Origin of the sequence: Peptoniphilus sp. BV3C26 (genome assembly GCF_000478985.1) — a bacterium.
GTDB classification, from domain to species: Bacteria; Bacillota; Clostridia; order Tissierellales; family Peptoniphilaceae; genus Peptoniphilus_B; species Peptoniphilus_B koenoeneniae.
The window spans coordinates 13,583-35,647 of the sequence record NZ_AWXB01000040.1; the positions used below are offsets into that span (position 1 = coordinate 13,583).

General features: G+C 33.4%; 21 protein-coding genes. All 21 read right to left on the minus strand.

Annotated features, from left to right (window positions below; genetic code table 11):
- Window positions 1-7: 7 nt before the first annotated feature.
- On the minus strand, window positions 8-955 hold the full coding sequence (locus tag HMPREF1253_RS03855) for an ABC transporter ATP-binding protein (protein ID WP_023055444.1): 948 nt from the start codon (window positions 953-955) through the stop codon (window positions 8-10).
- The gene (locus HMPREF1253_RS03860; protein WP_023055448.1) at window positions 948-1,913 is read right to left on the minus strand and encodes an ABC transporter ATP-binding protein; all 966 of its coding nucleotides are present in this window, start codon (window positions 1,911-1,913) and stop codon (window positions 948-950) included. The genes HMPREF1253_RS03855 and HMPREF1253_RS03860 overlap by 8 nt, the downstream gene beginning before the upstream one ends.
- The gene (locus HMPREF1253_RS03865; protein WP_023055446.1) at window positions 1,910-2,743 is read right to left on the minus strand and encodes an ABC transporter permease; all 834 of its coding nucleotides are present in this window, start codon (window positions 2,741-2,743) and stop codon (window positions 1,910-1,912) included. The genes HMPREF1253_RS03860 and HMPREF1253_RS03865 overlap by 4 nt, the downstream gene beginning before the upstream one ends.
- A gap of 2 nt (window positions 2,744-2,745) precedes the next feature.
- Window positions 2,746-3,675 carry an ABC transporter permease gene (locus HMPREF1253_RS03870; RefSeq protein WP_023055458.1) on the minus strand — a complete coding sequence of 310 codons (930 nt, stop codon included), beginning with the start codon at window positions 3,673-3,675 and terminating at the stop codon, window positions 2,746-2,748.
- A 2-nt stretch (window positions 3,676-3,677) separates the two neighbouring features.
- On the minus strand, window positions 3,678-5,204 hold the full coding sequence (locus tag HMPREF1253_RS03875) for an ABC transporter substrate-binding protein (protein ID WP_023055453.1): 1,527 nt from the start codon (window positions 5,202-5,204) through the stop codon (window positions 3,678-3,680).
- 8 nt (window positions 5,205-5,212) lie between these two features.
- Window positions 5,213-6,460 (minus strand): UDP-N-acetylglucosamine 1-carboxyvinyltransferase, encoded by a 1,248-nt coding sequence (murA, locus tag HMPREF1253_RS03880; RefSeq protein WP_023055474.1) that lies wholly within the window; start codon window positions 6,458-6,460, stop codon window positions 5,213-5,215.
- A gap of 102 nt (window positions 6,461-6,562) precedes the next feature.
- Window positions 6,563-8,299: an NADH-dependent [FeFe] hydrogenase, group A6 gene (locus tag HMPREF1253_RS03885; RefSeq protein ID WP_023055471.1), complete on the minus strand. Its 1,737-nt coding sequence runs from the start codon at window positions 8,297-8,299 to the stop codon at window positions 6,563-6,565.
- A 9-nt stretch (window positions 8,300-8,308) separates the two neighbouring features.
- Entirely contained in the window at window positions 8,309-10,078 is a 1,770-nt protein-coding gene (locus tag HMPREF1253_RS03890) for an NADH-quinone oxidoreductase subunit NuoF (protein ID WP_023055464.1), read from the minus strand.
- Complete coding sequence (locus HMPREF1253_RS03895) at window positions 10,071-10,460, minus strand: hypothetical protein (protein ID WP_023055466.1); 390 nt, start codon at window positions 10,458-10,460, stop codon at window positions 10,071-10,073. Before HMPREF1253_RS03895 ends, HMPREF1253_RS03890 begins: the two co-directional genes overlap by 8 nt.
- A 22-nt stretch (window positions 10,461-10,482) precedes the next feature.
- The gene (locus HMPREF1253_RS03900; RefSeq protein ID WP_023055451.1) at window positions 10,483-10,989 is read right to left on the minus strand and encodes an NAD(P)H-dependent oxidoreductase subunit E; all 507 of its coding nucleotides are present in this window, start codon (window positions 10,987-10,989) and stop codon (window positions 10,483-10,485) included.
- 722 nt (window positions 10,990-11,711) lie between these two features.
- Window positions 11,712-12,125, minus strand: coding sequence for a copper amine oxidase N-terminal domain-containing protein (locus HMPREF1253_RS03905; protein ID WP_155803727.1), 414 nt, complete (start codon window positions 12,123-12,125; stop codon window positions 11,712-11,714).
- A 228-nt stretch (window positions 12,126-12,353) separates the two neighbouring features.
- The gene (locus HMPREF1253_RS03910) at window positions 12,354-12,956 is read right to left on the minus strand and encodes a hypothetical protein (protein WP_023055477.1); all 603 of its coding nucleotides are present in this window, start codon (window positions 12,954-12,956) and stop codon (window positions 12,354-12,356) included.
- A 781-nt stretch (window positions 12,957-13,737) separates the two neighbouring features.
- Entirely contained in the window at window positions 13,738-14,751 is a 1,014-nt protein-coding gene (locus tag HMPREF1253_RS03915; protein WP_023055468.1) for a hypothetical protein, read from the minus strand.
- 32 nt (window positions 14,752-14,783) lie between these two features.
- A complete protein-coding gene (locus tag HMPREF1253_RS10460) occupies window positions 14,784-15,437 on the minus strand; it encodes a uracil-DNA glycosylase domain protein (RefSeq protein ID WP_023055460.1) in 654 nt (217 codons plus the stop codon).
- Window positions 15,431-16,411, minus strand: a complete 981-nt coding sequence (locus tag HMPREF1253_RS03925; RefSeq protein ID WP_023055463.1) for a hypothetical protein — start codon at window positions 16,409-16,411, stop codon at window positions 15,431-15,433. The genes HMPREF1253_RS10460 and HMPREF1253_RS03925 overlap by 7 nt, the downstream gene beginning before the upstream one ends.
- Window positions 16,412-17,015: 604 nt before the next feature.
- Window positions 17,016-17,633: a DNA alkylation repair protein gene (locus HMPREF1253_RS03930; RefSeq protein WP_023055475.1), complete on the minus strand. Its 618-nt coding sequence runs from the start codon at window positions 17,631-17,633 to the stop codon at window positions 17,016-17,018.
- Window positions 17,634-17,680: 47 nt separating this feature from the next.
- Entirely contained in the window at window positions 17,681-18,118 is a 438-nt protein-coding gene (locus tag HMPREF1253_RS03935; protein ID WP_023055461.1) for a GNAT family N-acetyltransferase, read from the minus strand.
- Window positions 18,119-18,228: 110 nt separating this feature from the next.
- Entirely contained in the window at window positions 18,229-19,017 is a 789-nt protein-coding gene (locus tag HMPREF1253_RS03940) for an alpha/beta fold hydrolase (RefSeq protein ID WP_023055454.1), read from the minus strand.
- 330 nt (window positions 19,018-19,347) lie between these two features.
- Window positions 19,348-19,572, minus strand: coding sequence for a hypothetical protein (locus HMPREF1253_RS10075; RefSeq protein WP_155803728.1), 225 nt, complete (start codon window positions 19,570-19,572; stop codon window positions 19,348-19,350).
- Window positions 19,573-19,693: 121 nt separating this feature from the next.
- Window positions 19,694-21,370: a recombinase family protein gene (locus HMPREF1253_RS03950; RefSeq protein ID WP_023055462.1), complete on the minus strand. Its 1,677-nt coding sequence runs from the start codon at window positions 21,368-21,370 to the stop codon at window positions 19,694-19,696.
- Between the two features lie 91 nt (window positions 21,371-21,461).
- Window positions 21,462-21,623 (minus strand): hypothetical protein, encoded by a 162-nt coding sequence (locus HMPREF1253_RS10275; RefSeq protein WP_000376605.1) that lies wholly within the window; start codon window positions 21,621-21,623, stop codon window positions 21,462-21,464.
- Window positions 21,624-22,065 lie beyond the last annotated feature (442 nt).

Sequence of the window (22,065 nt, forward strand, 5' to 3'; positions counted from 1 at the left end):
CGGTTTTTTATTTTTTTATATATTTTTTGCAGGAGACAAAGTGGTCTTTTTTTACTTCTATCATTTCATAGGGGTTTTCGCAACTGTCTTTTTTCCCACCGCATCTGTCTCTATATTTGCATCCTTCTTTTAATTCTTCATTAAGTTCATTTTCTCTTCTATATTTTATTTCGTTTGATTTATCCCAGGGATTTTGCTTGGGTATGGCTGATAAGAGGACTCTTGTGTAGGGATGCATGGGATTTTCAAAAAGTTCTTTTGTCGGTGCCATTTCTACTATCTGACCAAGATACATTACTGCTATTCTGTCTGCTATGTGTTCTACTACTGCCAGGTCGTGAGATATAAATATTATGGATAGGGACATTTTCTCTTTTAATTGGTTTAAGAGATTTATTATGTGAGCTTGTATTGATACGTCCAGGGCTGATGTAGGTTCGTCTGCTACTATTAATTTTGGATTTACTGCAAGGGCTCTTGCTATTCCTATTCTCTGCCTTTGTCCTCCTGAAAATTCATGGGGATATCTTTCATAAGTGTATTTTGGAAGTCCACAAATTTCCATAGTTTCCAATACTTTTTCTTTTAATTCTTTTCCCTTTAGCTTTTCTATATTTATAAGACCTTCTCCTACTATTTGTCCGGTTTTTCTTCTTGGATTTAAGGAAGAATAGGGGTCTTGAAATATCATTTGAACTTGACCTCTGTATTTTTTTAGTTCCTCATTTTTTAAATTTTTTATGTCTTTTCCTTGAAATTCAATTTTTCCTTCCACATCATCATAGAGGTTTAATATACATCTTGCTAAGGTGGATTTGCCACTTCCTGATTCTCCTACTATGCCCAGGGTCTCTCCTTCAAATAAATCAAGGCTTACATTATCAAGGGCTTTAGTTAAAATCTTTTTTTTATGAAAGTATTTTTTTAAGTTTCTTATTTTTAGAATTTCATTCATTTTTATCACCGTATAAATAACAGGAGACTTCATGGCCATCTTTTTCTATTGGCCTCGGTTCTTTTACCTTACATTTTTCCATTACAAAGGGACACCTGTCGCTAAATCTACAATTTTCTTTAAAATCAACGGGGCTTGGAACAGATCCTTCTATGTTAAAAAGTTCCTTTTGCTCCTGTCCTATTAAGGGTCTTGATTTTAAAAGACCTTTCGTGTAAGGATGAAGGGGATTTCTAAAAAGTTCTTCTACTTTTGCTTTTTCTATTATTTTTCCTGCATACATTACTAAAACTCTATCAGCTATTTCCGCTACTACTCCTAAATCGTGGGTTATAAAGAGGATTGAAGTTTCCATGGATTTTTTTAAATTCATCATAAGTTTTAATACTTCTGCTTGTATTGTTACGTCTAAGGCTGTTGTAGGTTCATCTGCTATTAGAATTTTGGGGTCTGATGCAAGAGCCATGGCTATCATTATTCTTTGTCTCATTCCTCCAGAAAGTTCATGGGGATAGGCCTTGTAAATGTTTTTTGCCGATGGTATTTCTACTTTTGCTATCATTTCTATGCTTTTTTCTCTTGCCTCTTTTTTGCTTAAGTTAAAGTGCCTTCTATAAATTTCATCAATTTGATAGCCTACTTTTAGGGCTGGATTTAAACTTGTCATAGGTTCTTGAAAGATCATGGAAATTTCTTTTCCTCTGATTTTTCTCAATTCCCTATCTTTTAATTTTAAAAGGTTTTGCCCTTCAAAATTTATTTCTCCGCTTATTTCTGCATTTTTACTATTTAAAATTCCAATTATCGCCTTTGCTGTTAAACTTTTTCCGCAGCCACTTTCTCCTACAAGGGCCACTGTTTCGGATTTTTCTATTTCAAAATTTACTCCATCCACTGCTTTTGCAAGTCCATCTTCAGTTTTAAAATGAATTTTTAAATCTTTAAGCTGTAAAATCATCTTGACCTCCTAAGCTTGGGATCCAAAGCATCTCTTAAAGAATCTCCCACTATATTTAAAAGAAGTATTGTTATTGCTATGGAAAGTCCTGGAAAAAGAGACATGTAGGGGTAATCTCTAATGTAGGATCTGGCTTCAGACAACATTTGTCCCCATTCGGGTCTTGGTGCTTCTATTCCCATTCCTATAAAGGAAAGGGAGGCTGCTGAAAGTATGCTTGTTCCCACTCCTATTGTAGCTTGAACTATTATAGGGCCTAGACAATTGGGAAGTATATGAACAAATAAAATCCTATTTTTATTTGCTCCTGATACTAAAGCAGATTCAATGTATTCTTTCTCTTTAATGCTAATTACACCAGACCTTACCACTTTTGCATAGGAGGGCACTGATGACAGAGAAACTGCAAGGATTAAATTAAACATACCATTCCCTAAAGCTGCCGCTAAAGCTATGGCAAGGACAAGAGATGGGATGGATAAAATAATATCCATAATCCTCATAATAATTTCATCGAATTTGCCGCCGTAGAAGCCTGCGTAAGCCCCGATTAAAGTTCCAAGGACTGATGCTATTAATACTGAAGAAAAACCGATCTCAATGGATATACGAGCTCCGTAGACCACTCTTGAGAAGATATCTCTACCCAATTGATCTGTCCCCATTAAATTTTTTATATTTGGACCTAAAAATTTATTTTCAGGATGTTGCTCAAAATATGTGTATGGAGCTATAAAATCTGCAAAAATTGCAATTCCTATTATGATTATTAAAATTATAAGGGCAAACATAGCCACTTTAGATTTTTTAAAATATTTATAGGTGTTCATAATTATTTGTACTCCGCTTTTATTTTGGGATCAATGAAGCCATATATAATATCAACTAAGATACTTATTATGGAGTAGGATATGGCTATAAAAATTACTCCTCCTAAAACAAGAGGATAATCTCTGGTTTTCACTGAATCTACCATAAGTCTTCCAAGGCCTGGTATGGAAAAAACTGTTTCAGTTAAAACTGAACCTCCTAAAAGTCCTCCCATTTGAAGACCTATTACGGTTATTACAGGAAGCATTGCATTTTTTAGGGCATGAACAAAAATTATGGTACTTTCTTTAAGTCCCTTTGCCAGGGCTGTGTTCATGTAATCCTGGTTTAAAACTTCAAGCATGGATGATCTTGTCATTCTCATAATAATTGCACTGGATTGAAAACCTAAAGCTGCTGCAGGCATAATCATCTGCTTAAAGGAGTTAAACCCTGAGGGTGGCAAAACTTTTAATCTTACGGAAAAGATAATTATTAAAATAAGACCTGTCCAAAATATAGGCATTGCAAGTCCTATCATACCAAAAACTGTAAGAATTTTATCTATTATTCCCTCTCTATTTATTGCTCCTATAACTCCAAATAAAATCCCCACAAAGGTGCAAATTAAAAGAGCAAGTCCCGTAAGTTTTAAGGTATTTGGAAAGACGCTTAAAATCATTTTTGAAACAGGCTGGCCTGTTATATAGGAAGTCCCCAAATTAAATTCAGTAATAAGTCCCTTTAAAAATCTGAAATATTGAACAAAAAAAGGATCTTTAAGCCCCATAGACTGGCGAAGAGCCTCTACAACTTCTTCCGGTGCATTTGCTCCGGCTCTTGCATAAGCTGCATCTCCCGGGCTTAGATATAAAAGTAGAAATACAATAAAACTCACTCCGACAATGGTCGGAATGAGTATTAGAATACGTTTTAAAATATATTTAGCCATAATTATTTACTTTCTTTAAAGCTTAGGTTCCAAAGATTTTGTGCGTAAGTTGGTAAAAGTTCGAAACCTTCTATTGTATTTTTTATTCCAACAACAGTTTCTCCGTAGTGGATATACTTGTAAGGTTTATCTTTTATAGCAAGTTCTTGTGCCGCCTTATAGATTTCAGCTCTCTTATTTTCATCTGTGGTGTGAAGACCTTCTATAATAAGTTTATCCATTTCAGGATTTGTATAGGCACTGTAGTTTGGTCCTTGACCTGCTTTATTTGAATGGTAGGGTGAGAAAAATTCATAGTGAGTATCATGAGCTGAAGGACTCCAAGACATAATAAACATATCGTCTTCTTTTGCCTTTAAGGCTTCAACCATTGCACCCCATTCAAGTTTTACTATTTGAAGGTCAATTCCATATTCTTTCAGTTGTTCCTGCATCATTGCAGCAACATCATTTCTCTGTTGATTTTCATTTACATATATCTTTAAAAGTGTTCCCGGCTTTACTCCTGCCTCAGCAAAAAGCTCTTTTGCTTTTTCCTTATCTTGTTTTATAGGTTGAATTTGATCTGCAATGGAATATGAAAAGTTTGGATTTACAGGACTTGTAGCAAGTTTACCTACTCCCATAAAAACAGTGTTAAAAATTGTTTCCATATCTAAGGCATAATCCATAGCCTCTCTTGCTTTTATATTGTCAAAAGGTGGTTTTGAAACGTTTAAAGAGATAAAATGCACTGAATTGTCAAGCCTTCTCATTAAACTTAAGTCCTTATTTTCTTCAACTTTTTTAATGTCATTAGGAGCAATTTGATATGCTATATCCACATTTCCACTCTCAAGCTCTATAAGTCTTTGAGAAGCTTCTGGAACAACTCTTAAAACAATTTTGTCAATCTTAGGTGCTTCTTGCCAATAATTTTCATTTTTTGAAAGACTTATAGTGTCAAGTTTTGTCCAAGAATCAATTTTAAAGAGACCTGTTCCCATAGGTTCCTGAGCAAACTTTTCTCCCTTTGCTTCCACATCTTTTTGTTGAACTATTGCCCCAGATGGTCCTGCAAGAGCTTCCATAATAGTTGCATCAGCTTCCTTTAATTTAAATTTAAAGGTTTTATCGTCAATTTTTTCAAAAGAATTCCTATCTATACTTTGAAATACATAGCCATATTGATCGCTTCCTGCAACTCTATCTAAAGAAAAAATAACATCGTCAACAGTTAAATCATCACCGTTTGAAAATTTTACCCCATCTTTTATCTTTATAATAAAGGTTAAATCATCAGGTTTTTCTATGCTTTGAGCAAGGCAATTTACAATTTTATTATCTGCAGTTTTTGCAAGAAGACCCTGAAAAATTTGCTTCATTACATTTTCAGAAAAATCATCATTATAACTAATAGGGTCAAGACTTGTTGCATCTGCAGCAACAGCTACATTTAAGGTCTTTTCATCTGTTTTTGATGAACCTGATGAACAGGCGCTTAAAATCATAGCCAAAGATAAAATAACTATAAATAATTTTTTTCTCATATTTCCCCCTAAACTCTCTCTATTTGAGCTCCAAGAGCCCTGAACTTTTCTTCTATATTTTCGTAGCCCCTATCTATATGGAATATATCACAAATAGAAGTTTGCCCTTGACTTACAAGGCCAGCTAAAATAAGGGCTGCTCCTCCTCTTAAATCAGTAGCTCTAACTTCTGCGCCTATTAATTCTTTTCCACCTTTTACAATGGCTTCTCTTCCTGTTAAGGAAATATCGGCGCCTAATTTTTTAAGCTCTTCAGCGTGCATAAATCTATTTTCAAAAACAGTTTCCCTTGTAACGGAAATTCCATCAGCACAAGTCATAAGACTCATAAATTGTGCCTGCATATCTGTAGGAAATCCCGGATAGGGTAAAGTTTTTATATTAAAGGGTTTTATATCTTTTCCTATAACCCTAATGGACTCATCATACTCAATTACTTGACTTCCTGATTCAATAAGTTTTGCAATAATGGGCTTCATATGACTGGGAATACAATTTTCCACCAAAACATCTCCGCCGGTAATAGCTGCTGCCACCATAAAGGTTCCCGCTTCAATTCTATCGGGAATTATTTGGTGACTAGTTCCCTTTAAAGATTCAACCCCGACTATTCTTATAGAAGATGTGCCTGCCCCGTAAACTTTTGCTCCCATTTTTTTAAGAAAGCTTGCCAAGTCGACAATTTCCGGCTCCATTGCCGCATTTTCTATAATAGTTTCTCCTTCTGCAAGAACTGCCGCCATCATAATATTTTCAGTAGCTCCTACAGAGGGAAAGTCCAAATATAGGGTGTCTCCCTTTAATTTTTCCGCACTGGCAGTTATATTTCCCGGTTCCTCCGTAATTTCAGCTCCTAAAGCCCTAAAACCCTTTAAGTGCAAGTCAATTGGTCTTGCTCCTATGGCACAACCTCCAGGAAGGGAATTTACAGTTTTTTTCATTCTGGCAAGAAGAGGACCCATTACTAAAAATGAAGCTCTCATCTTATTCATAAGTTGGTATTTAGTTTCATAGGAATTTATATTTTTTGCATTTATTTTAATTTTATTTAAGCCAATTTTTTCAACTTCTGCTCCCAATGAGGACAAGACTTCCATCATTATTTCTACATCTTTTAAGTTTGGAACATCTTCAAGAACAATATCTTCAGTGCCTAAAAGACAAGCTGCAAGTATGGGAAGAGCTGCGTTTTTCGCACCGCTTATGCGGACTTTTCCCCTTAGGGGTCCGCTTTTTTTAACAAGTATCTTTTCCATTAATCTCTCCTAAATTAGTTATACTTATTATATCATAGGCAATATAAAATTAGAAACTTAGGAATTTTCTTTAAAATAAAAGAGACGAAATCTCGTCTCTTTTTAAATTTTTTCTCTTGGTACATATGTTGTATGAAGAAGTTCATGAGCTCTTTCCCCATAGGGCTTGCCTAAATATGTTTCGTATATTTCTTTTATCATAGGATTTTCATGAGCTTTTCTTATTTTTTTATTCCTATCTATTTCATAGAGAGCTTCCTGTCTTTTTAAGAGAATCTCACTATGTCCATGATGATAAGGTTGACCGCCTCCACCTATACAGCCTCCAGGACAAGCCATTATTTCTATTGCGTCAAATTTATACTTTTTGCTTTTTATTCCTTCCAATAATTTTCTTGCATTTCCAAGACCATGGGCAATTCCAATTTTTAAATTCAAGTCTCCTATGTTAATTTCAGCTTCTCTTATTCCCTTTAAGCCTCTTAATTCTTGAAATTCAATCTTTCCTAAACTTTGTCCGCTTAACCATTCGCCGGCTGTTCTCACTGCTGCTTCTATTACTCCTCCTGTTGTGCCGAAAATTGTTCCAGCTCCTGATGATTGGCCCATTAAATTATCAAAATTTCCTTCTTCCAAATTGTTAAAATCTATGCCGAATAATTTTATCATCCTTCCCAGTTCTCTTGTGGAAAGAACATAATCTACATCTCTTAATTCTTTTGTGCCTAACTCATCCCTTGCCGCTTCAGCTTTTTTTGCAGTGCAGGGCATAATTGAAACCATAACTATATCTTTAGCAGGTATCCCAGTCTTGTTTGAATAATAAGTTTTTACCATAGTTCCCATCATAATTTGAGGAGATTTGCAAGTTGAAGGAATATCCAACATTTCAGGAAAATTCATTTCTATAAATCTGACCCAAGCAGGACAGCATGAAGTTAGCATTGGAAGAGTCTTGTTATTTTTTATTCTATCTACCAATTCACTTGCTTCTTCTATTACTGTTAAATCTGCGGAAAAATCCGTATCAAATATTACATCAAAACCTAATTTTCTAAGGGCTGTAACAAGTTTTCCAGTTGTTACCTTTCCCGGCTCCATATTAAACAGCTCTCCTAAAGCAACTCTTATTGCCGGTGCCACTTGAACTACCACATGTTTTTTAGGATTTCTTATAGCATCAAAAACTTTTTGCGTAGCATCTATTTCTACTAAGGCTCCTGTGGGACAAACTGCCACACATTGACCACAAAAAGTACATGAACTTTCTCCCAAGGGAATGTTAAACGCCGGTGCCACTATGGCGTTAAATCCCCTGTTAAGACCGCTTAAAGTTCCTACCGTTTGAACTTCATTACACATAGTTTCACAGCGTCTGCACATTACACATTTGTTGGGATTTCTAAAAATAGAGTTTGATGAAGAATCTATGTGATGTTGCATTCTTTCACCCTTATAAGCAATTTCTCTTATGCCCATTTTTTCCGCAAGAGCTTGAAGCTCGCAGTTTAAATTTTTAGGACAAACCAAACAATCTTTAGGGTGATTGGAAAGTAGCAATTCCAAATTTATTTTTCTTGCCTGAACCGCCCTTGGTGTGTCTGTTCTTATTACCATACCTTCAGTTATTTCTTCTGAACAAGCTGTACATAACTTGGGCCTTCCCTCAACTTCAACCATACATATTCTGCAGCTTGAAGGTTTATTTTCATAATTGAAATTGTCAAGTTTCATATGGCAAAGAGTTGGAATATCAACCCCTATTTGTCGTGCAGCCTCAAGGATTGTAGTCCCCTCACTTACTTTTAATTTTTTATCATTAATTACACAATTTACCATATTCCACCTCTATTTCGGTTCAACAACTGCATTAACGGGACAAACTTTAAAACAAGTTCCGCAAGATATACATTTTTCTTCGTCAATTTCGTGCTTTTCTTTTACTTGTCCCTTTATACAACTAATAGGACATTCCTTAGCACACCTGTGACAACCTATACATTTGGCCTTATTTATGGTGTAAGTTTTTTTAACTTCATGCCTTGCATATTTCAAATACTCGTCCGGGAAATATTTAATAGTTGATAAAATTGGATTTGGTGCTGTCTGTCCAAGACCGCAAGCAGCAGTATCGATGATATTATGGCAAAGGTCCTTTATCTTTATAAGATCTTCCTCGCAAGATTTTTGCTCTAAAAGTTTTTTAAGCATTTCCAAAAGCCTTTTAGTTCCCAAACGACATGGAGTACATTTACCGCAGGATTCATCTTGAGTAAATTCAAGATAAAACTTTGCAATTTCCACCATATCATTGTCTTCATCCATGACAATTAAGCCTCCGGACCCCATCATTGCACCGATTGCCTTTAAATTTTCATAATCTATAGGTGTGTCTAAATTTTCTTTTGTAATCATTCCCCCTGAAGGTCCGCCGATTTGTACCGCCTTAAATTTTTTGCCATTGGGAATTCCTCCACCTATGTCATAAACTATTTCACGAATTGTAATTCCCATAGGGACTTCTACAAGACCTACATTATTAACTTTGCCTGCCAGGGCAAAAACTTTCGTTCCCTTGGAATTTTCCGTACCCATGGAAGCGTACCATTCCCAGCCATTTAAAATAATCTTAGGTATGTTTGCATAAGTTTCAACGTTATTAACCGTTGTAGGCTTGGACATATAGCCCTTTACACTGGGAAAAGGAGGTTTTCTTGTAGGTTCCCCTCTTTTACCCTCAACAGAATGAATAAGAGCAGTTTCTTCTCCACAAACAAAAGCTCCTGCACCATAACGGATTTCTATATCAAAATTAAACTTACTGTTAAAAATATTTTTTCCTAAAAATCCAAATTCCCTTGCCTGATTTATTGCAGTTTTAAGTCTATGTATAGCAAGGGGATACTCAGCTCTTATATATACAACTCCATAATTTGCCCCTGTGGCATAACCACCTATGGTCATAGCTTCAATAATAGAATTGGGGTCCCCTTCCAAGATGCTTCTGTCCATAAAAGCTCCCGGATCTCCTTCATCAGCATTACAGAAAATATATTTTTCCTTGCTCGGAGTATTATATGTATTTTGCCATTTAATGCCCGTTGGGAATCCTCCGCCCCCTCTACCTCTAAGACCTGATTTTTTTATTACATCTATAACCTCTTGAGGAGTCATCTCAGTTAAAACTTTATACAAAGCTTGATAGCCGTCATAAGAAATATAATCTTCTATATTTTCAGGATCAATCTTTCCACAATTTTTAAGAGCTACACGAGTTTGCTTTTCATAGAAACTCATATTATGTTGGTTGGAAATAGCCTCTCCATTTTTAGGATTTTTGTAGAGAAGTCTTTCAATAGGTCTCCCGTGAATTATATGTTCAACTACAATTTCATTTACATCTTCCGGCTTTACATGAGTATAAAAAACATTGTCCGGCTCAACTTTTACAATGGGACCTTCGCCGCAAAAGCCGAAACAACCTGTTATAATAGCTTCCACATCACGAATCTTATAGTGGTCCAAAGCCTTATCAAAATTTTCTTTTATTAAATCACTTCTTGCAGAAACGCAACCCGTTCCCTTGCAAATAAGTATCTGCAACCTTAAATTATTCATGAGCCACCTCGTCTGCATATTCAAGAGTTTGGTTTTTCATTGAAGCAACCTTTAAAATAAAATTCTTAATAGAATCAGTTTTTAAAGAATTGCACTTTACATTGGCACAAACATTAAAATTAATTTCTACATTGAATTTTTCCTTTTGATTGGGGTCATCTTTAAATAAAAATCTGCAATTTCTCAAGCCATGGCTGCTAACAAAAGTCTTTAATTCATTAAAAAGCTTTTGAATTTCAGCATACTTTTCACTTTCATTTCCTGTTATAAAAATCTCTATAACATCATCCCTATGTAAATCTCCTAAATCTCTTAATATAGTTTTGTCATGCCTTGATTCTTTTATTGCAATAAGTTTTTCCAATGAATCTATTTTAGCCATATAAACCTCCCATTTTGCGAAATCAACTTTCTTCTTCCTTAGCTTCTTGTCTGTGAGTTTTTATAATCTCCTTTACATCTTCCGCCTTAACATGGCCGTATATCTTGTTATTTACACGAACAACAGGTCCTATGCCACAAGCACCCACGCATCTTATAGAATTTACATTAAAAAGACCATCCTCACTTAAACCATCAAGATCAACCTTTAGCTCTTGTCTAAAAGCATCCATAATTTCCTGACTTCCCTTTACAAAACAAGCAGTGCCCAAGCAAACATCAACTTTAAATTTCCCCATCTTTCTCTCATTGAAAAAGGAATAAAAAGTCACTATGCCGTTTATTCTGCTGGCAGGTAAATTTGTAAGCCTTGCAATATAAACTTGAAGCTCCGGAGGTAAATATCCAAAAATGTCCTGAGCATAATGAAGAATGCTTATAATATTGTTCTCCTTGTTTTCAAAAGTGTCTATGTAGTCTTTCAAACTCTTTAAAAGAGCATTGTCAAGACCGATAGTTTTTAACTTCATAACTATCACCTCTTCTTTATTGTACCTCAATGAAAATGTTTTATCAAAAAAAATATTCAATTAATAAAAATATGCGTTTTTATAATTATTAATTATATTTTTTGTTATTTTATAATTTATTTGTAAATTTCCTTATTTTTTTAAATTTGTAATTGTAATTGATAGTTGTTTTTAGTTATGACTTTTTATTTTTCTATTTGCTTTGAATTTTATTGAAAATGTTTTCTTTCATTTTTGATAATCAAAACTTTTTATCATAGTCCTTACATACTCTATGGTAGAAGAACAAATTCAATATTTTTTATAATTTATTTTTTACGCTTCACGTAGAGCATTTTATTTTAAATTTTTTCAATTTATATTTTCTTTATAATTTTTCTTTTTCATTTTTTATTTTGTTTATTTCGCCTTCGTCGCCGGACCAATAGCAGATATTTGCAGCCAAATCAAAGATTTGGGTAAATAGTTGCATGAGACCTACCACGATTTTTTTCAAAAATCGGGTTAGGGCTTCAAAGTTGGTCCCTACAAAGATTGTAAGCCTTTTGTGAGCATGTAGGGACCGGTTTACCGGTCCGTGTGCCTATGGTGGGAGAAAAAACATTGCATTTTTTATCAACTACTTTCTAAACAAAAATACCCTCCTTACTTTTACCAAGTAAAGAGGGTATTTTTAATCTTAAAAAGTTTTAATTAGTTTTTGTTTTATTTATAGGTTGAATTTATTTAACAAGGATGCTTCTATAGATGGTAACTGTTTTAGTATTCTTATTCCAAATGATGTCTTTCCCATCTTGAAGTCCTAATGCTCTTGCTATGTTTCCTATTGATAGCATTGCCCTTCCGTTTTTGATTTCTGGTTTTACATCTCCTCTATATACTGTACCGTTTACTATAATCTTGTCAGTGTCTATAGGTATTTCTACTTTAGTGCTGCCGGCTAAAAGTACGACAGTTCTTGTCCTTTGTATCCATTCAACATCAATTCCTAAGCCTTGTGCCACATATCTTACAGGGAGCATGGTTCTTCCGTCTTTAATATATGGTGCTAAATCCATCATAATGTTTGTAGATGATCCGTTTATTTCTCTATTCATTACTTTTGTTCCGATGGTTAGTTGTATCTTCCAATTCATTTCCAAGGATTTTTCTTCTTTTGGTTTTGGTGCTTCGTAAGCATAGTTCCATCTTGGATATATTATCCATGGTCTTGTTGCTACTTACATTATTGGCGGTGAAGTCTTCGCCACTATGGATTCCCTTTTTATATAGGATATGTCTAGGTCGTCATCTAACATTAGCCAGTCGCCTTGTTGTATTCCAACTACGGTAAATTCAAGGGGACCATCGTCAACATATACTTCCTAGGAGTACCTCATTTTGTCGACCTGATCATGCCACTTGTTTCCTTTATAATCTGTGAGCTGGTCCGGTATATATTCATCCTCGCTTAGATAAGTTGTGTCGTCGTTTTTACTCTTGTGTATATAAAGCTCGTAGTCGCCTAAGTCGTCTTCTGTTATGTCTTTCCACTTGTCTATGGTTTCGATCTCTTTAAATATGCGTGGATCTATGTTATATTCGCCAATCTTTATTGGTGCTATAAGCTTACTCGAAGAGAGCTCTTCTGTGTTCACGCCTTTATTCTCTTTCAAGGGATCCCAGGCCAACTCGTACCAAGTGTACTCAAAGTCAGTATCTACAATATGACTAAAGATTTCTGTCTTTCTATATGCGGCAAAATATGGAATGGTTACGTCTGTTGCTGGATCTTTAAATGGTAGTTCCGGTTCGAGCCTGCCTGCAAGGATTACAACCTTGCCTTCATTTTCACTTTTTATTTTTCCATCGTCTATGTATACGGCTTTGCCAAGTGTTCCTTTTATTTCTGGAAGTTCTACCAGGATTAATATTCCTAGTCCAAGTAATAATACTCCTGCGATGATTAATATTATTACCTTTTTCATATTTTCCCTACTTACTTTTTATTTCTATGGAAATACAGTTCCTTTATATATATTTTAATTTTTCTTTTACTTTAGCACATCACCCGAAAGAATGAGATGAGTAAATTTTTTTAAAAAAGCTCTCCTATTTTTAAGGAGTGCCTCTATTTTTTATTCAGACGTTTAATATGATATTATTCTGCTTTTACGTGTAACTCCCGTGGTATGTCTAAGTTGTCTGTTTTTATAAATGTTCCTGTTAAAGAAGATAAAATAAAAAGACTGGAAATTAATCCAGTCTTTCTTTATTCGTTTAAATTTTATTGTATTTTAAAGATTTTTCAATTAAGACTAAGTCTACACCCTCAAACCCATTAAAAAATATAGGGAATTATTTTCTTGACAGCAATACCAAATTCTCAACATGGCTTGAGTGGTCAGTATTGATAAATTTTTGTATTTTCCAAACGCCTCGTATGTGGAAATAGGTCAATTAATTTTTTAATCTATATCATCCTAACTACTTTAATTGGCAAAAATATTTTATATAAATGAAGAGGACGTCCTGTTACGGTTTCAGCTAAAACTCTTACACGGGAATAAACGGCTGTCATTTGCATAGCAGTAAATTCGTTGACATTCCTCCCTGCCGTTGTCCTCCCAAACAAAAAAGACGATGAAGAAATCCTCTCCCCGTCTTTAGGTTTATCTTTCTACTTAATTATTAAATTTAAAATGTTTATAGCGCCATCTCCTAAAAGTAGTTATGAAAAAAGCACCTACTAATGTAGATGCTAATTAATTATTCCCATGTCTTATCTTTTAAAATTTCTGCAATTTGATCAACTTCTGGTAAGTTATCACTTTTTAATATTTCTGTTAAATCAAATATTTTTGCCCCCATTGAACCTCCTTTAGATACCTTTCTAAAGTCTGTTTCATAAAATTTATCAACAAAAAAATATTTATGATTATAATTTTTCAAATCATAACCATAGGAAAGGGCATCTTCCATTGCTTTAACAATTGTATTCTTACGTTCGTTTGTTATTTCACCTAATTCAGCTTCATATTCAATTTCTCCATCTTTTTCTATAGCAGTAATTATTGCACATACCTTACCTATTAACCTTACGCTCTTTTGCTTGTACAGGCCTAAATAAGCATATGGGCTATAACCTCTGTCTGCATCATGGTAATAAACATTGTTTTCTTTATTAAAATCAAAAGTTGTACTTGCAAGTTGCATTCTTAAATATTTCCATGAATCTGATGTAGGAATAAGGCCATCTTTATAACAATAATCTCTATAGTCATCCAAAATATCTTTAATTTCGTAATCTCGATCGTCAATAACATCTTCAATTGCATTTGCCATAAGCTCAAAAGTTGTGTTTATATGCATAACAGGATATTTTTGAGTTTTGTTATAATCTTTTAATTGTTCGTTAAAATCGTCTAACTTTGTTTTTTCCATCAGTTCAGAAGAAAGTGTTATTAATAATTTCTTTTTTTCATCTTTAAATGATTTTAAATGATTCATTAATTGACTGGAGTAAAACCAATCTGTCATCTTTGTCTCAACAACAATTTTAAAACCTTCTTGAGTAATAGTTGCATCCGGAATACTATCTACGCTTTTTTCTTGTAAATTAAAAACTATCTCCGGCTCAAAAGAATCCATAAAAAATTCGCTTTTTAGAAATCTAAAAAATTTATTGGGCGAATAAGAATATAGTCTTGAAAGTAATAACATTGTATTAGCAGTAGCTACATTTTCTTTTTGATGATATCTTTGAAAATAATGTATTCTCATTATATTCTCCTTTAAAATAAATACTAAAATATCTAATATTCGTCATTCAATATTTCTCTAATTGGTAAAACTATATTTTCAAATAAATCTTTTTTCCTCTTTCTGCAGGCAGGATGGTATGTCTTAACTATAATCGTATCATTATAGGTTAAATAGCTTAAATAGTCAGAAATATAAGTCCATGAACTAGTATCTAAATTAAGAATGTTTTTAATAAATGTATCTCCTGTTCCTCCACAAATTATAAGGTCAGGTCTACATATTTCGACTTGCTTTTTTATATATTCTCTGTCTTCTTTCGCAAATTTATCTATCTCAGAATCGATTGAGGTTGCCCTCCCAGGAGTCTTTTTTAAGTTTATAACAGAAATAGGAGCAAGATATTTTTTCCTATCGTTTTTATCTATATCTTTAACAGTTTCAAAATCTATTTTATTTATAATGCCTGCACTAAATCTAGAAACATTGTTCCAGATACATCCGCCAACAGCACCATCTCTTAAAAATTCTGTTAGGTCATATCCGCCATCATCTTCTTTTTCATTTGTTTCTTTTAAAATAAAAGTGATTTTCGGATAAGCATTTTTATAAGCATAAAAATCTACTATCCCATCAGAAGAAAAATATTTATATTTCTTTTTCCATTCATTAAACAGTTCAGCTTGCTTTTTTTCAATATTTAACAATGATATAAATCCCCTCTGAAGTAATCTCTAAGAAAAATTGATACAACTGTCGCCTTTGGCCAAGCATATGCAACCGCATCTAAATAAGCTTTGATTTCTTGATCCTTTATCTCAAACTCAGGTTTTTTTCCCATAGCTATGGCATATGCTAATTTCGCAGCGTCTCCAAGACCATATCCCTCATCTCTCAAGAGCATGAAAATATCTTCTCTCGTCTTAGGATATTTAGAATCAATAAATTTTGTAAATATATCCGATTTATCTCTCAAGGTTGCTTTTGATAAAGCTAAAAATTCTACCATTTCTTTAAAACTTACTACTTCTTTTGGTTGCACTTCTATTTCTAACAAATTCTTCATAGCATCGTCAAAAAGATATTTTCTGAAGTTATCTACATTAATATCACTTTGCAAATTTTTCCCAAAAAATTTATCAAAAGAATAATCATTGAAAATTATAGTTGTTTCTTTATAAGAAACTTTTTCTTTATGTCCGTTCTTGTCAGATTCCTCTAACTCGAAAGTTGGATCAAAACTACCTTCAAGTAAAGTCTTCACTTTATCTAAATATTTCATTTTTAAATAAACTTCAAAGTGTATATCTTTATTTAAGTTTAATGTATAATCTTCTGAAATATTAAATCCACCCCTATTAAGACCATCCTTTTTAGGTAAATCTACGCCATACGATGCTGCATCATCAAAGGTAATCTCTTTTATATGTGGGTTATAATAATGAGCTGGAATCGGATTTATAAAGTCTAAATCTAATAGATAAAGAGATAGCATAGCTGTTGGAAATACATAAATATTTTCATCCTTAAGCATTTCTTTAATACTCAGTAAAGCTTGAATTTCTCCAAATCTCTCATGATTTTCAAAGTAATCAAGTTCTTTTCTAATTCTTTCTTTTACATAATCATTGTTGGGATACATTTCCTCTGCCTTATTATTAACTAATTCTCTGATATTCATAAATAAACACCTCCACAATTTGTTTTAATATACCCAAATTAAAATACAACCAAACAGATATCATCATAAACAGACTCACTTGTATAATTTCCAAATCTTATCGCCCTATCAACATCCACTATTGTTTCAATAACTCCATTTATTTTACCATAGATTTCCCTTATTTGCCTTTATATTTCCAGCGGGATAGTTTACAAATCCCATTAAATTCTTTTGAAAGTTAACTAGCTCTTTATTATAAAAGGCACAATATTTTAAACAGACCTCCAAAAGTTAGACTTAAAACCAACCAAATAGGTGCAATAACATTTCTTCTATTTTTTCTTAATATATTATATATGTCTACAATGTCTACACACCCCTACGATTTTACTATTAATATGTTCCCTCATAGTATTTTACAAATAGAAAAATGGCTTTTAAGATTTATCCTAAAATCCTAAAATCCATTGATTTCAACAGTCTTATAGCCTCTTATCTTATTTTCTTGACATCAATACTACAGTCTCCACATGGCTTGAGTGGTCAGTATTGATAAAATTTAAATTTTTAGGAAAGCCTAAGGTTATCGTTAAAAGGTATTACCTCGACAAACTGGGAGTTGTCAGCTTACAAGCTTACTCGCTAATTTGTATACTTGATTTATTTCTTTGCTTTCTAACTTCCAGTTGCAGAGTTCAGCTTTAATTAACTCTGGAAATTTTTTACTAATATCTCTTAAAGCATTCCCTACCGATTTTCTAACATATTCACTCGTATCTTCTTTTAATGCAGCAATTCGTCTGATAGCTTCATTCGGATTATCTTTGAAATATGGTCTACTTGTCCATATTCTAAGTCCCTCTGTAACTGCTCTCCTTGTATTAGGATTATTGTTTTTTAACCATTCATCAATTATTGGAAGTGCTTTTTCATATCCTATTTTCTTGCAAAATTCATCAAATGCCTTCGCCAATACTTCCTGAACTCTCCAATTATCATCTTTGGAAACTTCATCTCTCATAAATGCTAAAATATCATCTTGCTCTGATAAGTATCCAAAAAGAAATACACCATACATTCTAACTTGATAGGCATCAGATTTATATGCTAAAAATGCTAATTTTCTTATATACTCATTATCATTAGATTTGTAATCTGCAAAGGCTCTTTTTTCCTCCTCTTTGAAGCCATTTTCTATCAACGAAAATTCTTTTTCTAAACTCACGATATATTCTTTCATGCAGCTTCATTTCCTCCTAACTTCCAATTTCTCACTTTGCCACCTTTTCAAATCTTATTAATCAGCTTTCTTTTGAATACACTGCAGCCATCACTTTCTCCAATAAATTCAAAATCATTTTTCATCGCAATTCGTTTGGAATTTTCCTGGTTCGAGGCACACTCAATAATCAAGTTTTTCCCTATATTTGAACTACGATTTATAAAGGCTTTTGTTAATTCATTGGCATATCCTTTCCCCCAGTATCTCTTATTTAGTATCCAACCAAGTTCGAAGGAGTCTTTGTCATACTCATAAAATATTACATATCCGATAAACTTCTGACTAAAATCTTCCACCGCATAAATCAAAGGAGGATCAATCAGTGCGACACTATTTAGAAAATTCGCTATTTTTTCCCATGAAAAAGGCGGTTCTATAAATTCCATGACATCGTCATCTGAAAGTAGAAAATAGAGTTCCGTTAGATCATTAACTGTTTTCAAAATAATATTCTATTGTATTATTTAATTTATATTTTCAGTTAGAAAAACTGGGATTTGTTTTCTCACAGCATTCAAATTTTCTCATAAAAAACAATATCCTTTCAGTCTATTTATTCTGCACTTGTCCAAAAATCCTCTACAGTTTCATTAAACTCTTGTGGCACATCCATATTGACACAGTGTCCTGCATTTTCAAAAATGGCTACCCTACAATTTGGCTCACTTATTTTCCATTGTTTTACTGCCTCTAATTCCATTGGAATATCAAAGCTTCCACATCCAATCAACAAAGGGTAATTTCGTTTTCCAGTTTTATACTTATTTATCATACAATTGAGCCTTGCCATAAATATAAATGATTTTTTAGGAAAAAGTATGTTCATATCAAAAAACTCATCTTGTGCCTGTAAAGTATATGCAGAAATTTTCTTGTTCTCTTTTGCAAACCACTTAATCGAAAAGAGAGCTTTCAACATCATCACCTTCTGTTTCGCACCATTTTGCTTTTGCATTTTAATATCAACATTATTGATATCATATCCTCCAAAGCAAGCCATTGAACTTACTAAGTTTGGATAATGATTCGCAAAATCTTGTGCCAATACTGCTCCTAATGAAACACCGACAATATGTACTTTTTCAATATTTTCCACCTTTAAGATTTCGAATATCCATTCTGACATTTTATCTATGCCATCCCCTTTTTGGGTATCCGTTGACTGCCCATGACCAATAATGTCAACAGCCAAAATATTGTATTTATTGTGAAAGTATTCAAACTGTGATTTGAACATATTATGATTGACAAAAGCAGCGTGAATAAAAAGTATCCATTCAGTATAATCTCTTCCACTGATAAAATATGTGATTGGTGAATTAACTAACTTTATTGATTTCATATCTTGCTTCCTATCATTTCATCAAGAAGTTTTTGTCACCACTCGATATTGAATTTCATAAGATCTTTTCCATATCGAGTTGCAGTAAACTGATAATGAAGAATATCCTTGTTTTCATCAAAACTTTGAATTTTTCTGCTTCCTTACAAAGTGCATTCAACATATCATAGTGTTTTTTTAACTTTAAAATATACTCTTGTAATCCCAACTCACGTTTCTCTTTTGTTGAAAAGCACATAAAGTATAATTTAGCCAATTCAGGATTTTTGATGTTCTGTATTTCCATTGGAGCGGATACCCACTCAATGAAATTTTGTTTTCCACTATCCGTTATTGAATAATTTTTTTATATCGCCCATTTTCAATAGCTTCTTCATACTTAATATATCCACAATTAAGCAATTTTTTTATAGCAGCTTGTATACTTCCCATACTGGTGCTATACATCAAATTAAATGGAGCTTCATACCAGATATATCCTATAAGGGCTGTATAGTAGAGCTTTTCAACTTTGCTTATTCCTCGCTTCCTAAATCGTTCTTTGTATCTCCACACACCATATCAATACAAACATAAACATCAATATAATTTTTCAGGACTTTTTTTCGTCCTCCATCGCCATCTTCATTAAAGACATAATGCTTGTAAAACTGCTTAAAATGCAAGATTTCTAAGTTTACATCTTTTGTATTAACGCTATGGTCTCAACGTGCTCATCATTGTCCAAACCTATGTTGAGATTTTCTTCTATAATCGGAAGCTTGAAAGTAATTGATTTTAGCCATTGTCCGTTAGGCTGTTTTTCTTCATAAACTTGAATTTCAGAAATCAAAGCTGTAATTAACTGTCTACGCTCTACATCATTCATGACTTTATAGAGCTTATCAAAATAGATCAGAACCTTATATATGTTATCTCCTGTAAGCTTTTCAGCTTCAATAGTCTGTTTCTTTGCTTTCGCATCAATTAGTGATGATTCTAATTCATCTATTTTGTCATACATGCGATAAAGTCTGTCGTCTAAATCCTGTTTCCTTCTCTTATAGTGCTTATCTTCAACATCTAAATTATCTATTTCCTCAATTAGCTTAAACTTTGTAGAATGACACTTCCTCAATTCCTTTTGGTAATTATCTATTTCTGTTTCTATTTCAGAGGTATCCACCTTCATGTTGATTTTCTCTTGCATCATAGAAGCAAATTTCGGATTACTTACAATCTTGACAATTACCTCTGCAACAGCATCATCTAACAATTCTTCTCTAATTTGCTTACGGAAAGTACACTTATGACCTCTTATCATCTGCCTATGTTTACAACCATAGTAATAAAAATCTTTATACTTTGTGCCATCTTTCTTTTTCTTGATACACTTGTTTCCAAACATTCCCACTCCACATATCGGGCATTTTACAATTCCAGAAAGCAAGTGTGTGCGTGTATCTTTTCCTTTATTCACATGCTCATATTTCTTTGCTTGAGATTTTAGCTTAACCTGAGCAGCTTGCCAAACTTCATCGGAAACTATAGCTTCATGTATCCCTTCAGATATTAGATACTCATCTTGTTCAACCTGCTTATATTCATTTCTTGTACCATGAACTTTTTCTAAAGTTCTTCTTCCAAATGCTATTTTCCCATTATATACAGGATTCTTTAATATCTTTCTTATAAGACCTGCATCAAACAAAGGATTCTTACCATTCTGTCTTGGGATTTTTCTAATTCCATGATTCTCTAAGTATTTAGATATCCCATTGGCTCCTATCGTAGTATTTACATACTGGTCGAAAATCGTTCTTATGGCAATTGCCTCTTCCTCATTTATAAATAGCTTGCCATCTTCAAGTTTATATCCATACGGAGCAAAGCCGCCATTCCACTTTCCTTCCCTTGCTTTTTGAATGCGACCTTCCATTGTTTGAATACGTATGTTTTCTCTTTCTATTTCAGCCACAGCTGATAAAACAGAAATCATTAGTTTCCCGGCATCTTTAGATGAATCAATGCCATCTTCAACGCAAATAAGATTAACTCCATAATCCTGCATTATCTGAAGTGTAGAAAGAACATCAGCGGCATTTCTTGCAAATCTTGATAACTTAAACACAAGAACAAAAGACACTCCATCTTTTCCAGATTTTATATCTTCCATCATTCGATTGAACTGAATTCTACCTTCAATAGACTTGCCAGACTTTCCGGCATCTTCATACTCTCCAACAATTTCATAATCGTTGTAAATAGCAAAAGCTTTCATTCTTGATTTTTGTGCCTCTAACGAATACCCCTCTATCTGTATTGACGTAGATACTCGTGTATAGAGGTATACTTTTATTTTTTCTTTTGACATAGCATTAACCTCAATATAATTTTTCTATATCATATATAAATTTTTGAATTTAAGTTTGGACTATCATTTCAAGTATATTATAACACCTTTATTAGTCCGCCTCAATTAGTGTTTTTGCCATGTCAAAACTATTTTTAATCTCTTGATTTTTTGCTGGCGTTGGATCGGGCAGATTATCTAAATCTAAAACACCAGCATATTTTGTAATCAGATTTGCTATTAAATCAGCCAATCCATTCCAGTCACTATCCACAGACACCCCTCCTTCCTTTACAAACTTTCTATAATCAAAATATGTTTTCTTCTATATTTTAAGTTTAACGACTTTGGTAGGGGCTTGGCAGCAACATAGGAATCTCACCTCCGCCTCTTATTCCAGACGAGCCGGCTTAAACTATTGAAGTATCATTATCACTACTTGCTTCATTGAACAGGTTGCCAAATCTGTTTTTATGTATTCTTATTTATCGCTCGCTTTCTTGTTTCCTTGACTCACTCAGTATTCATTAAACCGAAATTATTCTCAGCAGAAAGGTCATGGCGTAAGTCATAATCCTCCACAAGTAGATAAAGTCCTACCTTGGTCTATTCAGTTTTCAAGGAACAATAGCCTAACGGCTTTAAGAGAGATTCTCTTCAACTTTATGGTTTTCATCACTTCCTTAAATAAAATATAAGGACAGATCTCCCTTCAA

Excerpts from the sequence above, each read along its gene's own strand:
- HMPREF1253_RS03865 (WP_023055446.1), bottom strand. The coding sequence starts at position 2,743 with ATGAACACCTATAAATATTTTAAAAAATCTAAAGTGGCTATGTTTGCC.
- HMPREF1253_RS03915 (WP_023055468.1), bottom strand. The coding sequence starts at position 14,751 with ATGAGAATACATTATTTTCAAAGATATCATCAAAAAGAAAATGTAGCT.
- HMPREF1253_RS03890 (WP_023055464.1), bottom strand. The coding sequence starts at position 10,078 with ATGAATAATTTAAGGTTGCAGATACTTATTTGCAAGGGAACGGGTTGC.
- HMPREF1253_RS03855 (WP_023055444.1), bottom strand. The coding sequence starts at position 955 with ATGAATGAAATTCTAAAAATAAGAAACTTAAAAAAATACTTTCATAAA.
- murA (WP_023055474.1), bottom strand. The coding sequence starts at position 6,460 with ATGGAAAAGATACTTGTTAAAAAAAGCGGACCCCTAAGGGGAAAAGTC.
- HMPREF1253_RS03870 (WP_023055458.1), bottom strand. The coding sequence starts at position 3,675 with ATGGCTAAATATATTTTAAAACGTATTCTAATACTCATTCCGACCATT.
- HMPREF1253_RS03950 (WP_023055462.1), bottom strand. The coding sequence starts at position 21,370 with ATGTCAAAAGAAAAAATAAAAGTATACCTCTATACACGAGTATCTACG.
- HMPREF1253_RS03910 (WP_023055477.1), bottom strand. The coding sequence starts at position 12,956 with ATGAAAAAGGTAATAATATTAATCATCGCAGGAGTATTATTACTTGGA.
- HMPREF1253_RS03930 (WP_023055475.1), bottom strand. The coding sequence starts at position 17,633 with ATGAAAGAATATATCGTGAGTTTAGAAAAAGAATTTTCGTTGATAGAA.
- HMPREF1253_RS03885 (WP_023055471.1), bottom strand. The coding sequence starts at position 8,299 with ATGGTAAATTGTGTAATTAATGATAAAAAATTAAAAGTAAGTGAGGGG.
- HMPREF1253_RS03940 (WP_023055454.1), bottom strand. The coding sequence starts at position 19,017 with ATGAAATCAATAAAGTTAGTTAATTCACCAATCACATATTTTATCAGT.
- HMPREF1253_RS03860 (WP_023055448.1), bottom strand. The coding sequence starts at position 1,913 with ATGATTTTACAGCTTAAAGATTTAAAAATTCATTTTAAAACTGAAGAT.
- HMPREF1253_RS03875 (WP_023055453.1), bottom strand. The coding sequence starts at position 5,204 with ATGAGAAAAAAATTATTTATAGTTATTTTATCTTTGGCTATGATTTTA.
- HMPREF1253_RS03895 (WP_023055466.1), bottom strand. The coding sequence starts at position 10,460 with ATGGCTAAAATAGATTCATTGGAAAAACTTATTGCAATAAAAGAATCA.
- HMPREF1253_RS03900 (WP_023055451.1), bottom strand. The coding sequence starts at position 10,989 with ATGAAGTTAAAAACTATCGGTCTTGACAATGCTCTTTTAAAGAGTTTG.
- HMPREF1253_RS03925 (WP_023055463.1), bottom strand. The coding sequence starts at position 16,411 with ATGAATATCAGAGAATTAGTTAATAATAAGGCAGAGGAAATGTATCCC.
- HMPREF1253_RS03905 (WP_155803727.1), bottom strand. The coding sequence starts at position 12,125 with ATGAATTGGAAGATACAACTAACCATCGGAACAAAAGTAATGAATAGA.